This window comes from Ruminococcus sp. Marseille-P328, from assembly GCF_964249465.1.
GTDB lineage: Bacteria > Bacillota > Clostridia > Lachnospirales > Lachnospiraceae > Blautia_A > Blautia_A faecis.
Window position 1 is genome coordinate 125,050 of sequence record NZ_CAXUBQ010000010.1, and the last position, 15,834, is coordinate 140,883.

The 15,834-nt window shown below is 37.1% G+C and carries 15 protein-coding genes; all 15 read left to right on the forward strand.

Annotated features, from left to right (window positions below; translation table 11 throughout):
- The first annotated feature begins 25 nt into the window (after positions 1-25).
- Positions 26-706 (forward strand): GTP pyrophosphokinase family protein, encoded by a 681-nt coding sequence (locus tag ACESTK_RS09120; protein WP_118584013.1) that lies wholly within the window; start codon positions 26-28, stop codon positions 704-706.
- A 35-nt stretch (positions 707-741) separates the two neighbouring features.
- A complete protein-coding gene (cls, locus tag ACESTK_RS09125) occupies positions 742-2,301 on the forward strand; it encodes a cardiolipin synthase (RefSeq protein ID WP_118584012.1) in 1,560 nt (519 codons plus the stop codon).
- 254 nt (positions 2,302-2,555) lie between these two features.
- A complete protein-coding gene (locus ACESTK_RS09130; RefSeq protein WP_172679323.1) occupies positions 2,556-3,920 on the forward strand; it encodes a citrate/2-methylcitrate synthase in 1,365 nt (454 codons plus the stop codon).
- Between the two features lies 1 nt (position 3,921).
- The gene (locus ACESTK_RS09135) at positions 3,922-4,347 is read left to right on the forward strand and encodes a MarR family winged helix-turn-helix transcriptional regulator (protein WP_006858455.1); all 426 of its coding nucleotides are present in this window, start codon (positions 3,922-3,924) and stop codon (positions 4,345-4,347) included.
- Positions 4,348-4,522: 175 nt separating this feature from the next.
- Positions 4,523-5,956 carry a phospholipase D family protein gene (locus ACESTK_RS09140; RefSeq protein ID WP_118584011.1) on the forward strand — a complete coding sequence of 478 codons (1,434 nt, stop codon included), beginning with the start codon at positions 4,523-4,525 and terminating at the stop codon, positions 5,954-5,956.
- The gene (locus ACESTK_RS09145) at positions 5,935-6,645 is read left to right on the forward strand and encodes a response regulator transcription factor (RefSeq protein WP_003693048.1); all 711 of its coding nucleotides are present in this window, start codon (positions 5,935-5,937) and stop codon (positions 6,643-6,645) included. Before ACESTK_RS09140 ends, ACESTK_RS09145 begins: the two co-directional genes overlap by 22 nt.
- Positions 6,645-7,688 carry a HAMP domain-containing sensor histidine kinase gene (locus ACESTK_RS09150; protein ID WP_173719622.1) on the forward strand — a complete coding sequence of 348 codons (1,044 nt, stop codon included), beginning with the start codon at positions 6,645-6,647 and terminating at the stop codon, positions 7,686-7,688. The genes ACESTK_RS09145 and ACESTK_RS09150 overlap by 1 nt, the downstream gene beginning before the upstream one ends.
- Positions 7,689-7,721: 33 nt before the next feature.
- Complete coding sequence (locus ACESTK_RS09155) at positions 7,722-8,786, forward strand: FUSC family protein (protein WP_118584009.1); 1,065 nt, start codon at positions 7,722-7,724, stop codon at positions 8,784-8,786.
- The gene (locus ACESTK_RS09160; RefSeq protein ID WP_006858451.1) at positions 8,776-9,348 is read left to right on the forward strand and encodes a CDP-alcohol phosphatidyltransferase family protein; all 573 of its coding nucleotides are present in this window, start codon (positions 8,776-8,778) and stop codon (positions 9,346-9,348) included. Before ACESTK_RS09155 ends, ACESTK_RS09160 begins: the two co-directional genes overlap by 11 nt.
- 57 nt (positions 9,349-9,405) lie before the next feature.
- Positions 9,406-12,027 (forward strand): cation-translocating P-type ATPase, encoded by a 2,622-nt coding sequence (locus ACESTK_RS09165; RefSeq protein ID WP_118584008.1) that lies wholly within the window; start codon positions 9,406-9,408, stop codon positions 12,025-12,027.
- Positions 12,028-12,047: 20 nt separating this feature from the next.
- Positions 12,048-13,244 (forward strand): AI-2E family transporter, encoded by a 1,197-nt coding sequence (locus ACESTK_RS09170; protein ID WP_118584007.1) that lies wholly within the window; start codon positions 12,048-12,050, stop codon positions 13,242-13,244.
- Between the two features lie 80 nt (positions 13,245-13,324).
- Positions 13,325-14,197 carry a DegV family protein gene (locus tag ACESTK_RS09175; protein WP_005360251.1) on the forward strand — a complete coding sequence of 291 codons (873 nt, stop codon included), beginning with the start codon at positions 13,325-13,327 and terminating at the stop codon, positions 14,195-14,197.
- Positions 14,198-14,348: 151 nt separating this feature from the next.
- Positions 14,349-14,720, forward strand: coding sequence for a transposase (locus ACESTK_RS09180; RefSeq protein ID WP_118584006.1), 372 nt, complete (start codon positions 14,349-14,351; stop codon positions 14,718-14,720).
- Entirely contained in the window at positions 14,674-15,162 is a 489-nt protein-coding gene (locus ACESTK_RS09185; RefSeq protein ID WP_040446298.1) for a hypothetical protein, read from the forward strand. Before ACESTK_RS09180 ends, ACESTK_RS09185 begins: the two co-directional genes overlap by 47 nt.
- Positions 15,119-15,760, forward strand: a complete 642-nt coding sequence (locus ACESTK_RS09190; RefSeq protein WP_373119571.1) for a hypothetical protein — start codon at positions 15,119-15,121, stop codon at positions 15,758-15,760. Before ACESTK_RS09185 ends, ACESTK_RS09190 begins: the two co-directional genes overlap by 44 nt.
- Positions 15,761-15,834 lie beyond the last annotated feature (74 nt).

The following is a 15,834-nucleotide window of genomic DNA, read 5'->3' on the forward strand; positions in this document are numbered from 1 at the left end:
GGGATGAGGTAGAAAGGAAAGTTCCATGACAAAAGATGAAGTAAAAAAACTCAGGATGAACAGTCCGGAATCACTACAGTTTTTAAATAATGCTACGAAATTTTATAATTTAATGATGATGTATCGTTGTGCTATTCGGGAGATACAAACTAAACTTGAGGTTTTGGATGATGAATTTTCAGCTGAGAACAATCGAAATCCTATTTCTTTTATAAAAACAAGAATTAAGAAGCCCAATAGTATTTACAATAAACTGCAGAAGATGGGATATGAATTTACAACAGAAAATATACAGACATATCTCAATGATGTAGCAGGCGTTCGAATAGTTTGTGCGTTTATTGACGATATTTATATGATATCAGATTTGATTACCCAACAGGATGATATTAAAGTTATTGAAATAAAAGATTATATAAAAAATCCAAAATCGAATGGTTATCGAAGCTATCATATGATTGTTGAAATACCAGTATTTTTTGCTAAGGGTAAAACACCTATGCGTGTAGAATTACAGATTCGAACCAATGGTATGGATTTCTGGGCAACATTGGAACATCAACTTCGCTATAAAAAAGGAATTGAAGAAATGCCTGGCTATGATGAGATAAGTGAAGAATTACTTCATTCTGCAAGAGCTATCATTGAAGCAGATAATGAAATGCAGAGAATAAAAGACAAAATTGGTATGTTCCACGAAATTTAGGGAGAAAACTGAGCAAGTAGGAAGGCGGAATATATATGAAACAAGATACTTTAGAGGGCAAAGCAAAAACAAAAAATGGGGTAAAACGGCTGTGTTTTTCCATAGTCTGCATTCTTCTGGAAGTGATTTTTATTATTACTATCGTAACACGCTTGAATGAATATGCAGAAATTATAAATTTATTTACAAGGATTTTGAGTGGAATCTTGGTTTTGGGATTGTACGCATCAGATAAGACCTCTTCTATGAAAATGCCTTGGGTCATCTTAATTCTAATCTTCCCAATTATGGGTGTAGGCCTGTATTTGTTGATTGGTTTGAATGGTGGCACACATAAAATGCGTGAGCGATATGCAGAAATTGATAGCAAATTGTTACCAATGCTTCCGGACAGTCAGGAGTGTTTGAGCAGAATAAAAGAAACAATTCCGAAAGCAGGAAATATAGCAAGTTACATACAAAGAAATTCGCAGTATCCAATCTATCAGAATACGGATATTGTGTATTTTGATGAAGCAGTGAAAGGATTAGAGGCACAGCTTAAGGATTTGGAGAAAGCACAGAAGTTTATCTTTATGGAATATCATGCGATAGAAGACGCTGAAGCATGGCATAAGATTCAAGATGTTCTGGAAGAGCGAGTAAAAGCAGGTGTGGAAGTTAGAGTATTCTACGATGATATGGGTTCTATAGGCTTTATTAACACAGATTTTGTGAAAAAGATGGAGGCAATAGGAATTCATTGCCGTGTATTCAATCCGTTTATGCCAGGTTTAAATCTGTTTTTGAACAATCGTGATCATAGAAAAATAACCGTTATTGATGGAAAAGTCGGATTTACAGGTGGATATAATCTAGCAAACGAATATTTTAATTACACACACCCGTATGGACAGTGGAAAGATACAGGTATTCGTTTAGAAGGAGATGCTGTTCAGTCGCTTACGGTGACATTTTTGGAAATGTGGAATGCAGTAAGTGCTAAGGCTGCTAATGATTCTGATTTTAGTAAATACCTTTTCCACTATGATTATGCGGCACAGCAAACTGGGTTTGTTCAACCTTATGCAGACAGCCCTATGGATAATGAGCAGGTAGGAGAAGAAGTTTATATCAGTATGATAAATAAAGCTGAAAAATATTGTTGGTTTATGACTCCATATCTAATCATAACAGATGAAATGACGCATGCGTTATGTCTGGCTGCTAAGCGAGGGGTAGACGTAAGAATTATCACACCTGGTATCCCTGATAAAAAATTCATTTATAATATAACTCGTTCTTTTTATCATGGATTAGTTAAACATGGTGTTCGTGTTTATGAGTGGACTCCTGGTTTCTGTCATGCAAAAATGAGTGTGGCAGATGACTGTATGGCAACTTGTGGAACAATTAATCTGGATTATCGAAGTTTATATCACCATTTTGAAAACGGTTGTTTTATGGCAGATTGTCAGGCAGTTGTGGAAATAAAAAATGATCTGATAAGAACGATGGGAGAATGTCGTGATGTGACAGACCAATATCAAACCGGACGAAGTGCATATTTGCGACTAGGACAATTATTTATGAGATTATTTGCTGGATTGCTATAAGAATCTGATGAAACGACCTTTCAAAAAACAGTTGATTTAGAAGTTAACTGTTTTTGAAAGGCCGTTTTTGCTATATCTAACAGTCTGTTGTACAAAGAAGATTTTGCATGGATGAAAAAACAAACCTTGTTGAGGTTAAATTGAGTTTTCCATTGTATTGTATTGCTAATGAATAAGAATAAGAAAAAGAACAGACAATGCTGAATGCTCTGGAAACAAGAATATCTGAGTATAGTATGTAAGTTCGTAACAGAATGAAAGGAGCGATTCAAATGAGCAATTTGGAAAATTATATGAAACAGCAAGCAATTTTTTGTGAACAAAATGATAGCATTAGTAAGAATCTATATTCAGAGTATGGTGTAAAAAGAGGCTTACGAGATGAAAAAGGCCAAGGTGTGTTGACGGGGCTTACAAATATTTCTGATATAAAAGCTTTTGAATATCGTGATGGAGTAAAGAGTCCATGTGATGGCGAGTTATCTTATCGTGGTTATAATATAAAAGATTTAGTAACAGGAAGTAAAGGAAAAAGGTTTGTCTTTGAAGAAGGAGCATATCTTCTTTTATTCGGAGAATTGCCAACTGATACACAGTTAATGGAATTTCAGGGAAGACTATCTGATTGTATGGAACTACCGACTAACTTTACCAGAGATGTCATTATGAAAGCACCTACATCAGATATTATGGGTTCTATGACTCGAAGTATTCTTACATTGGGCTCTTACGATAAGGAGAAAGAAAGTCTTGAAATTCCGAATGTGCTAAGGCAGAGTATGCAGTTGATCGCAGCATTTCCTATGTTAGCAGTATATGCATACCATGCTTATTGTCATTATGAAAAAAACGAAAGTATGTATATTCATAGACCTGAAAAAGATTTATCTATTGCTGAAAATTTCCTGCGCCTATTAAGACCAGATACAAAATTCACAGAACTGGAAGCAAGAGTACTGGATATAGCATTATTGTTACATATGGAACATGGTGGTGGTAACAATTCTACATTCACTACACGGGTAGTAACATCTTCAGGTTCAGATACTTATTCTGTTATTTCAGCAGCAATGTCATCCTTAAAAGGAAAAAAACATGGCGGTGCAAATCTGATGGTAATGAATATGATGGATGATATTAAAAGTCATGTGAAAGATTATGAAGACGAAGAGGAAATTGCATCATATCTGAGTAAGATTTTGAAGAAAGAGGCGTTTGATCAGAAAGGACTTATTTATGGAATGGGACATGCTGTATATTCTATTTCCGATCCGAGAGAAAGGGTGTTCAAAGGCTTTGTAGAACAACTCGCAAGGGATAAAGGACGTGAGAAAGATATGACCCTTTATAACAATATTGAGAAGATTGCACCTAAGTTGATTGCAAAGCAGCGTCAGATATTCAAAGGAGTAAGTCCTAATATAGATTTCTATAGTGGTTTTGTGTATGACATGTTGAATATTCCAAGAGAATTGTACACGCCATTATTTGCGATAGCAAGAATTGCTGGTTGGAGTGCACATCGCCTGGAAGAATTGATAACTACAGATAAGATTATTCGCCCGGCATATAAGAGTCTAGTCAGCAAAAAAGAATATATAGAAAGAGAGGAACGATAATATGGGAGCAGGAACCAGTGCAGAGGAGTTTTTTTTAAAGAGCATCAATGTTGAAAGCATATTTGAATTTGTTGAAAGAACAGATTATTTGTTCCTTTATAGTATAAAGGAATGTGTTGAAAAATCAGACTGTCATGAAGGAGTATATCTTTCAGAAGTGGCAGAATACATGAAATTATCGATTCCAGAAACATCTAAGATGGTAAAAAGTCTTGAAAATAAAGGATATATTATCTGGAAATTAGATGAAAAAAAAGAAAGAACGTACCTTGTTTTGACGAACAAGGCAATTGAATTAAGTAATTGTCAGAAAGAAAAAATGATAGAAGCTTATGAAAAAATCATATCGAATATACAAGAAGATGACCTGGCAGTTACGCGGTGTACATTGAGAAAAATCCGACAGCTTATGGAAGAAATAAAATAGTGATTAATACAACGGAGTAAGAAAAGCTCCTTCCTATATTAGAATAAAAATATGACTGTTTCTTTAAAAAGAAGCCTGTCATATTTTTTTATGAAAAATAAATTTTATTGAGGTTAAATTGAGATTGACTTTGTATTGTATAAGTATGAAATAAAAAGGAATCAGGTGATGTACAATGAAAAAGTATAAAATATGTAAAATCCTTCTTGTTATACTGGCAATTTTTTTATGTGTGGCTTTTTATGAATTGCTCGGAATCTGCGTTGCATATAAAAAGCAGCCGGAAGTGTCCAATACAACCAAAAAAGAAACAAAAAATGGGTCATGGAACGAATGCAGTGAAAATACAGAACGGGCAGTAATCATAGAAAAGAATCCAGAAGCGCTTTTACAAAGAGTGCGTTTGATCAAGAATGCCAAAAAGGAAATTATTCTTTCTACTTTTGCATTTCAATCCGATGAAAGTGGAAAATTGATTTTAGGAGCACTGCATGATGCGGCAGACAGAGGTGTACATATTCGTCTGTTAGTAGATGGAATGGAGAGCTGGATTGATATGGAAGGAAATCCGTATTTCTATGGATTATCTTCCCATGAGAATGTTGAAATTAAACTGTATAATAAGGCCAATCCGTTGAAACCATGGAAGATGATGGGTAGAATGCATGATAAATATTTGATTGCAGATGGAAAGAGATATATTCTTGGGGGAAGAAATACATACAATTATTTCCTGGGTGATTTTCCGGGACATAAGAACTATGACAGAGACGTGTTAGTGGTTTGCGATGAACCTGAGAAAGAAAATTCAGTTAACCAGTTGTCAGAGTATTTTGAAACGATATGGGAACAAGAAGACAGTGGTTATTTTCATGACAATAAAAAACTGGCAAATAGAAAATCTGTAAAGAACGCAGTTTTAGAGCTGCAGAACGGCTATCAGAAATATTTTGAAGAGAATAAGGAAAGAATCTGCGATACCGATTACACGGACGAAACTTTTGAGACAGAAAAGATTGCATTAGTGTCAAATCCTATTCACACAGGTTCCAAAGAACCAGTAGTGTGGTATCAGTTGGGAGAATTGATGAAAAATGCAAAAAATCGTGTGAAGATCCACACGCCATATATTATCTGTAATGATATGATGTATAATACATGGGAGGAGATTGCAGAGAACGTTTCAGATTTTTCTATCATGACAAATTCAGTTGCGAATAATGGGAATCCATTTGGGGCTGCCGATTATGCGAAAAACAGAAATAGAATCTTAAGTACAGGAATTAATATCTGGGAATATGAAGGCGGTTATTCATACCACGGAAAAAGTATTCTGATTGACGATGATCTGTCTGTAATCGGTTCCTTTAATATGGACATGAGAAGTGCATATCTGGATACGGAACTGATGCTTGTAATACGCAGTAAAGATATTAATAAACAGTTGGAAGAGGGCATGATGGAATATGAAAGAGTGTCCCGCCAGGTATTGGAAGATGGAACCTATCGTGATCCATATCATGTAGAGCCAATCGAATTAACAAAGAAACGTCAGAGAAAAATATTTTTGGTACAGCATCTGCTTGGATGGGCAAGGTATCTGTTTTAATAAGGAGGAAGGAAAACGTGTTTCAAATATTGATTGTAGAAGATGATAAAGAATTAAGCCAGCTATTCCAAAAAGTGCTTGAGAAGAATGGATATCAAGTCAAAAGTGCATCGGATGGAGCACAGGCATTAGAAGTATTGGATAAGGAATATATTGATCTGATCATTTCTGATATTATGATGCCGGTTATGGATGGTTATGAACTGGTGTCGGAACTCCGTTCAGCAGGATATCAGATACCGGTACTTATGATCACTGCGAAAGGTTCCTTTGATGATATGCGCCAGGGATTTCTTTCGGGAAGTGACGATTATATGGTAAAACCGGTAAATGTGAATGAAATGGTTTTAAGAGTCGGAGCACTGCTTCGCCGTGCACAGATACTGAATGAACACAAAATTGTGATCGGTTCAACAGAGTTTGATTATGATGCAATGACGGTTACAACTGATAAGGAAAGTCTTGTTTTGCCTAAAAAAGAATTCCTGCTTTTATATAAGCTTGCAGCTTCGCCAGGCAGAACATTTACAAAACAACAGTTGATGGATGAAGTATGGGGATACGAGACGGAGGCAGACCCACATACGATAGAGGTACATATAGGAAGAATCAGGGAGCGTTTTAAAGATAACCCTGATTTTGAAATTGTAACAATGCGTGGAATTGGATACAAGGTGGTGAAAAAATAATGGAACAAAAGAAAGAAAAAGGATTGCGGATCCGATCCTGTCTGACTGGTGCAATCTGGCTGGCACTCGTATTTTCAACAGTCATATCTGCGTTATTATTTGCTTTTTTGAATCATTTTTTTAATCTGCCTGGTAGCATACCTATGCTTGGCTGGCTTTTGATTTTCAATACATTGATTGCAGGGCTGATCACTTCCTTTATCAATGCAAAGTTACTGGAACCAATTACCAGACTTAGTAAAGCAATGAAGGAAGTTTCTCAGGGAGATTTTGAACAGCATTTGGAAACGAACAGCCGTATAGCAGAAGTTGGAGAATCTTATCAAAGTTTTAACGTTATGACAAAAGAACTTCGTGCAACAGAGGTGCTGCAGATGGATTTTGTATCTAATGTTTCTCATGAGTTTAAGACCCCGATTAATGCCATTGAAGGGTATACAATGCTGCTTCAGGGAGAAGAACTGTCTCCGGATCAAGAGGAATATGTAGAAAAAATCTTATTTAACACCCAAAGACTTTCCGGATTGGTTGGTAATATTTTGCTGTTATCCAAGTTAGAGAATCAGAATATACCAATGAAAAAAACAGAATATCGTCTGGATGAACAGATCCGCCAGGCATTTCTTTCATTGGAAACAAAATGGACAGAAAAAGAAATTGGTTTTCAGGTAGAATTGGAGGAAGTTAAATATACTGGGAATGAAGGACTTTTTATGCATATCTGGATAAATCTTTTGGATAATGCGATTAAGTTCAGCCCTTCAAAGGGGACAATTACGATGTTTCTGAAACAAGAACAGGATTCTGTTAAGTTCATTCTGGAAGATGAAGGACCAGGAATAGAGGATGATGTAAAATCCAGAATATTTGACAAGTTCTATCAGGTAGATGGATCTCATAAAGCAGAAGGAAATGGCCTAGGTCTTGCACTTGTAAAACGGATTGTAGATAGTGCCGGAGGAACAATCAAAGCAGAAAACCGTGAATATGGTGGATGCAGATTTGTTATAGAGCTGCCAAAGCAGAAAGATGAGATTATATAGTTTTAAGATAAATTAGAAGCTGGGAGGATTTATATGACATTTTATCAGGAGTTGCAGTTAAATCAGGCAGGTTCTAAAAACCTGTTGAAAAAGAGTGAAACATTAAAAGAAAAATTATATCATATGTGGGTATATCTGGTGAAGATAGCTGTTACAATGGCATTTTGTTTTTTCTTTGTTAGTATTTTCAGCATCCTATTTGGAAATGAGAACAGCATTGTAGGTGTAGTAGTCTTATTATGTCTCATGGTGTTTAGAAATGCGGATCTGGGGATCCACACCGGACAATCTACGATGCTTTTGGCTTTGTTCTTTGTAATTATGACTGTATGTCCGCATTTAGCAAATCAGTTTTCACCGGTATTGGGAATGCTGTTAAATATTGCGGCACTGGCTGTGTTGATTCTGTTCGGATGCCATAATCCATTCATGTTTAATCAATCTACATTGGTTCTTGGGTATCTGCTGCTATATGGTTATGATGTTACGGGAAAAAGCTATCAGATGCGATTAGTCGGAATGGCTTTAGGTGCAGCACTTACCTGCTTTGTATTTTATCGAAATCATAAAAACAGAACTTATAAAAGAAATCTGAAAGATCTGATACAAGAATTTGATATCACTTCTTCCAGAACAAAATGGCAGATATGTCAGATTTTATGCGTACCGATTGTCCTTTGCATTGCAGAACTTTGTAATATGCCACGTGCAATGTGGGCTGGTATTGCGGCCATGTCCGCGATTTTGCCGTTTATGGAAGATATGCACTACAGAGTCCGTAAAAGGATTGTCGGAAATATTGCAGGTGTTATATGTTTTACAGTATTATATTTTCTGCTTCCTTCGTCAATCTATGCATATATAGGAATTCTTGGTGGAATCGGTGTAGGACTTTCAGCACAATATGGCTGGCAGGCAGTATTTAACACATTTGGTGCTTTAGCCATTGCTGCAGAGACTTATGGACTACAAGGAGCGGTTAGTCTTAGAGTGATTCAAAATGTTTTTGGTGTTGTGTTTGCTTTAGCATTTTGTGTTATATTTTATTGGTTTATGTCTAAAAAAAAGGAAAGTGAGGTGACCGTACATGCAGAGTGAAGTGAATCAGGAAGAAAATTTGAATAGAATTATTACGGTTCCTAATCTTCTTTCTTTTTTTCGGCTTTGTCTGATTCCGGTAATTATATGGAGTTATTGTGTAAAGAAAAATCCTCTGTTAGCTGGTGAAATCTTATTGCTGTCTGGTCTTACGGATCTTGCTGATGGATATATCGCAAGAAGATTCCATAGGATTAGTAATTTAGGAAAAATACTTGATCCAGTGGCTGATAAGCTGACACAGGCAGCGATGTTAATCTGTCTGTTTACTCGTTTTCCGCATATGCTTCTTTTAATCGTAATAATGGCAGGTAAGGAGCTGTATATGGTAGTCAGTGGATGTCTTGTGATACGAAAGACAGGAAAAGTACATGGTGCAGACTGGCATGGAAAGATAGTAACCTTTTTATTATATGGAACTGCAGCGGTGCATATTATATGGTTCCAAATTACACCGATGGTATCAGATCTGTTGATTGGTTTGTGCGCTATAATGATGGTCATATCGGTCGCTCTGTATATTATCCAGAATACCAGGACTCTTAAGGGAGAGACTGTATAAGCAATTTTATATTGCAATGACTAGAAAAATATTTAGGAGAACGAGGAGGCGGAAGTGATGAAGGAAATTTATCAGCAGACGGTAGAAGAGGTTCTTGAAAGGGTGAATGGCAAGAAATCTGGGCTTACGAGTGAACAGGTGAAAAGATCCAGAGAAAAGTGTGGGTGGAATGAACTTACAGAAGGAAAGAAGAAAGGTATCCTGCAGATTTTCTTTGAACAGTATAAGGATTTTCTTGTACTGATTCTAATTGCATCAGCAATCATATCTGGTATGCTTGGAGATGTGGAAAGTGCGGCAGTTATCGTGACGGTTATTACGATCAATGCAATCTTGGGAACAATACAGACGGTAAAAGCAGAACAATCTCTGCAGAGTTTAAAGAATCTTTCTGGCCCGGAGGCAAAAGTATTGCGTGATGGTACAGTCGTTCAAATTCCGGCAAGAGAACTGGTTGTTGGAGATGTGATACTGCTTGAAGCAGGAGATATGATTCCGGCTGATGGAAGACTGATTGAAAATGCAAGTCTTAAGATTGATGAGAGTGCTCTTACAGGAGAAAGTCTTGCAGTTGAGAAAAACATGGATACAATATTGACGGAAGCGCCACTTGGTGATCGGACAAATATGTTATTTTCCGGTAGTTTTGTAACGTATGGGCGTGGGAAAGCTGTTGTAACGGATATAGGAATGCAGACAGAAGTCGGAAAGATTGCAGGACTTTTGAAGTCAACTTCGGAAAAACAGACACCACTTCAGGTGAGTTTGGAAGTCTTTGGAAAGAAGCTTTCTATTATGATTCTGGTATTTTGCGGACTCTTATTTGCAATAAATGTGTTCCGCGGTGAAAAGATCAGCAGTGCATTTATGTTTGCAGTAGCACTTGCAGTAGCAGCAATTCCTGAAGCGCTAAGTTCTATCGTGACAATTGTACTTTCTTTCGGAACACAGAAGATGGCAAAAGAGCATGCAATCATTCGTAAACTACAGGCGGTAGAAGGACTTGGAAGTGTTTCTATTATTTGTTCGGATAAGACAGGAACGCTCACACAGAATAAAATGACGGTTGAAGATTATTATATAGATGGAAAAAGAATTTCAGCAGAGGCAATTGATATATCAGATCAGGCACAAAAATGTCTTTTAAATTACAGTATTCTATGTAATGATTCGACAAATGAAAATGGAGTAGAAATTGGAGATCCGACAGAAACAGCATTGATTAATCTTGGAAGTCGATATGGGATAGAGGCGGCAAGCGTAAGAAAGCTTTATCCAAGAAATGGAGAACTGCCATTTGACAGTGATCGAAAGATGATGTCAACACTTCACCTGATAGATGGTAAAAATCAAATGATTGTAAAAGGTGCAGTCGACAAGCTCCTGGAACGTACAGAGCAAATCTGGACGAAAGAGGGAATTCGAAAAATTACTGAGGAAGATAAAGAAAAAATACAACGTCAAAATCAGGAATTTTCGATGGAAGGTTTAAGAGTATTGTCTTTTACCTATCGTGAAATTCCTAAGAATCACACATTAACGATACAAGATGAGGATCACTTAGTATTTCTTGGTTTGATTGCGATGATGGATCCTCCGAGAGAAGAATCAAAAGCTGCGGTAGCGGAATGTATAAAAGCGGGAATTCGACCGGTTATGATCACCGGAGATCATAAAATTACAGCAGCAGCAATTGCAAAGAGAGTTGGAATATTACATGATTTATCGGAAGCCTGTGAAGGGGCAGATATAGAAAATATGAGTGACGAGGAACTCAAAGAATTTGTCTCAAATATTTCTGTGTATGCAAGAGTGTCACCGGAACATAAAATTCGCATTGTTCGGGCATGGCAGGAAAGAGGAATGATTGTGGCAATGACAGGAGACGGTGTCAATGATGCACCGGCATTAAAGCAGGCAGATATTGGTGTTGCAATGGGAATGACCGGAACGGAAGTTGCGAAAGATGCAGCAGCGATGGTACTTACAGATGATAACTTTGCAACAATCGTAAAAGCAGTGGAAAATGGACGAAACTTATATCAGAATATCAAGTATGCGATACAGTTTCTTTTGTCAGGAAATTTCGGAGCAATTTTAACCGTTCTTTGTTCATCGGTTGCAGGACTTCCGGTGCCATTTGCACCAGTACATTTACTCTTCATTAATCTTTTGACGGATAGTCTTCCGGCAATTGCGTTAGGCTTAGAGCCGGATAGAAGTGAAGTGATGAGTGAAAAACCGAGATTGGCAGATGAGTCGATATTGACAAAAGATTTTCTTAGCAAAATCGGTCTGGAAGGTTTGGTAATTGGAGCAATGACAATGATCAGTTTTTTGACAGGATACAACCAGAATGGTACATTGCTTGGAAGCACGTATGCTTTTGGAACTCTTTGTCTGGCACGTTTGTTTCATGGATATAATTGCAAATCAGATCATCCGGTCATTTTTACAAAAGGTCTCTTTCATAACAAGTGGCTTCAGGGAGCATTTGTGTTAGGTGCAGTACTCATTACAACAGTACTGACGGTTCCTGGTTTCCATAACTTATTCAAAGTGGAAACGTTGAATCTGATGCAGCTTGGATGTGTATATTTATATGCTTTTGCAAGCCTTCTGATTATTCAATTACTTAAGTGTATACGTATGAAACTAAGAAAAAGAGGGAAAAGATAGTGGATTTAAGTAGATGTTCTATGAAAAAAATTCGAGAACTGATTGTGTTTACGGCATTTCTTGTAGTTGCTTTGTGGAAATTCGATGTGGTGATTGAAGTGCTGAAGTCAATATGGAAAATTGTGTTTCCTTTTGCGCTTGGTGGTGCAATTGCCTTTGTGATTAATGTACCAATGAGTTTCCTGGAAAAGAAAATGCTCGGAAAGATAAAAGAAAATAATAAAATAGGAAAAAAAGCTGCGAGACCGATAAGCCTGCTTCTTACAATTATATTGGCAGCAGGTGTAATGGTATTGGTAATGTTTGGTGTGATTCCACAGCTTACACAGACCATGGGAAATCTGATGACGAGTATTTCAGATTTTATTCCACAGATGCAAAACTGGATTCGGGAAATTTCACATGATAATCAGGATATTATGAAATTGGTAGATCAGCTGCAGTTTCAGCCTGATCAGGCAATTAAATGGGGAATAAGTATTCTTGGAAACGGAGTCGGAAATATGATGAATACGACGATGTCAGCAGTAGGTTCCATTGCCAGTGGATTAGCGACCTTTTTTATTTCGTTTTCCTTTGCATGCTATATTCTTTTTCAGAAGGAAAAATTACATTTACAGGTAAGAAAAGTGATTTTCGCTTTTATTCCAAAACAAAAAGCAGATGCAATTCTTAACATATGTTCGCTGACATATCGGACATTTGCAAATTTTCTTGCAGGGCAGTGTCTGGAAGCAGTAATTCTCGGAATGATGTTTGTTATCACGCTAAGTATTTTAAAAATGCCATATGCACTTTTAATTGGAATTTTGATCGCGTTTACCGCATTGGTTCCTATCTTTGGAGCCTTTATTGGCTGTGCCGTGGGAAGTTTTCTGATCTTTATGGTAAATCCAAAACAGGCAGTTTTATTTATTATAGTTTTTCTGCTTTTGCAGCAGATAGAAGGTAATCTGATCTATCCTCATGTGGTTGGCGGATCAGTAGGACTTCCATCAATTTGGGTACTGGCGGCAGTTACAATCGGCGGAAATCTTATGGGAATTATAGGTATGCTGATTTTCATTCCACTTGTATCGGTATTTTATACTATATTCCGGGAGTTCGTATATCTGCGCCTAAAAAAACAACATATAAAACGAGTAACGAGAACGGATGTGGAAGAGTATGCGGAGGAGGAAATTGCGTCATCCTTTATTTTGCCGAATGAAAAATAATGATATGATACAAATATAAATGAAGTGTAATGCCGATTATTAAGACGTTATAAAAATAGATTACAAAGGAAGAAGATATTATGAAGAAAATAGGAATCATGACAGACAGCCACAGTGGAATTTTGAGCGAAGAAGCGCAGAGACTCGGAATTAAGGTACTACCGATGCCCTTTTATATCGGAGAGAAAGTGTATCGTGAAGGAGTAGATCTTTCCAGAGATGAATTTTATGATATGCTTCGAAAGGGCGTAGATGTATCTACATCTCAGCCGTCACCAACAGAAGTTATGGATATGTGGAAAGAGATGCTGAAAGAATATGAGGAGATTGTTTATATTCCTCTTAGTAGTGCTTTAAGTGGGTCCTGTATGACAGCAGAAGCCATGGCAAATGAAGATGAATTTGCCGGTAAGGTGTTTGTCGTAGATAACGGTCGTGTGGCAACCCCGATGCATCGTTCTGTTCTTGATGCAGTAGAAATGGCAGAAGAAGGATACAGTGTAGTCGAAATCAAGAAAATTCTTGAAGAAACCAGAGAAAAAATGACAATTTATATCGGGCTCAGCACACTGAAATATCTCAAAAAAGGAGGAAGAGTCAGCTCTGTGACAGCTTTGGCAGCAGATGTCCTGAATATCAAACCTGTTATGCATTTCAGCACAGGAAAGCTTGATATCTACCAGAAATGCCGTGGTATGAAGAAATCACGTAAAGTTATGATCGATGCAATGAAGCATGAGCTGGAAACGAATTTCCGAGAAGAATATGCTGCGGGTAAAGTGTACCTGATGGCGGCGTCCAGCAGTACCGATGAAGTGACAGAAGAATGGGTAAACCAGATTAAAGAAAGTTTCCCGGGAATGGAAGTCATGTGTGATAAACTTTCCTTCGGTTTGTCCTGTCATATCGGTCCGGATGGACTGGGAATCGGATGCACCTGTAAGCCAGTGTAAAAAACTGCTCCGGAGAAGATAAAATAAAAGATTAGGGTGTCAAAAGGTTTATAGCCTTTGATATAAATTTGTACCTTGAAAACTTAACACGATATGTAAAAACATTGGATTCTTTGGTAAAATGTAGGTAGCATTTTATGAGGTGATCTATATGTCTTTTGTTAAAAATGATAATCAACAGCTTACTGTTTTAGACAGTACTTTTAATCTTACAGAACGCGAAAAACGAATGTTAGAAAAATCATGGGCAAATACTTTTGCAGACAAAGTTTTTCCTGCTATTGATGAAAATATTTTTTCTGTTCTTTACAGTAAAAAAGCATCCAGACCTAATACTCCGGTCAATGTGATTGTTGGGGCACTGATTCTTAAAGAAGCTCTTAATGTTACTGACGATGAGATCGTTGAAGCTATGGCATTTGATATCCGCTATCAGTATGTACTGCACACAACCAGTTTTGAAGAGCAGCCAATTAGTGACAGAACCCTCAGCAGGTTTAGAGCAAGAGGAAACAGAGCATGATGTTGATCTTATTCATGAATGTGTTGTAAAAATGGCAAAAGAAATATCTGATTTTATGGATATCACTCCGGATAAACAACGTATGGACAGTTTAATGGTTGCTGCAAATATCAGAAACCTCTCATTGCTTGAATTGTTTTATACTTGTGTTGCTAATCTTTGCAAAATAATGGATGAGCGTGGAACAAAAATTCCGGATGAACAATATCATTATATTAAAAAAGATGATTATAATAAATGCATTTATCACAAGCGGGATATGGATGCAACTGAGAGAAACGTTGTTGTGATGAAAGATGCAGATATCTTGATAAAGATTTGTGATTCAACCGGTGATTTTGATGATACAAGTGAATATCAGCTTCTTATTCGCCTATTAAAGGAACGCACAATCATTGATGATGGTGGCTCAAGGCGGCTTCGACAAAAAAGAGGAAGTTGAAAATCCTTCAGAAGTATTGCTTAATCCTTCTGATCCAGAAGCCACTTTCCGCTATAAAGCAGGTGGCAGACATCTTGGATACGTTGGAAACGTAGTTGAAGCTGTCGGAGAAAAAAGCAGTCTGGTCATTGTCTACGATTACCAGCAAAATACCTACGCAGATAATCAGTTTATGAAAGATTATCTTAATGAGAAAAAAGATTTTTCTGATGGTTCTTTTATTGTTGCCGATGGGGCATACAGCGGAGAAGAGAACTCACGTTTAGCATCTGAACATAATCTAAAACTTGTTACAACCAATTTCACAGGACGCAAACCAGATGAAATATATGCTGATTTTGTTTTTACTGATGATGGAAAATATCTCATCAAATGTAAGAATAATCGTGTACCTGAAGACTGTATCTATGATCCAGGCAATGAGCGTTCCGTTGCGTATTTTCGGATAAGTGACTGCGAAGGATGTCCTTACAAAGAACGGTGTCAGTCGCGTTTTCTAAAAACACGAGTCCGAAAGGAAGTATCTTGGAAATCCGTTGGTCGTGCAAAACAATTACAGTACATGCAGACGGAAGAATTTTCTGAATATGCAAAATGAGAGTATGAAACTTTTTCTGTAAAATAATGTTTAGAAGGTTCTTCTATGATACAATAAATATCATTAGGAGGGCC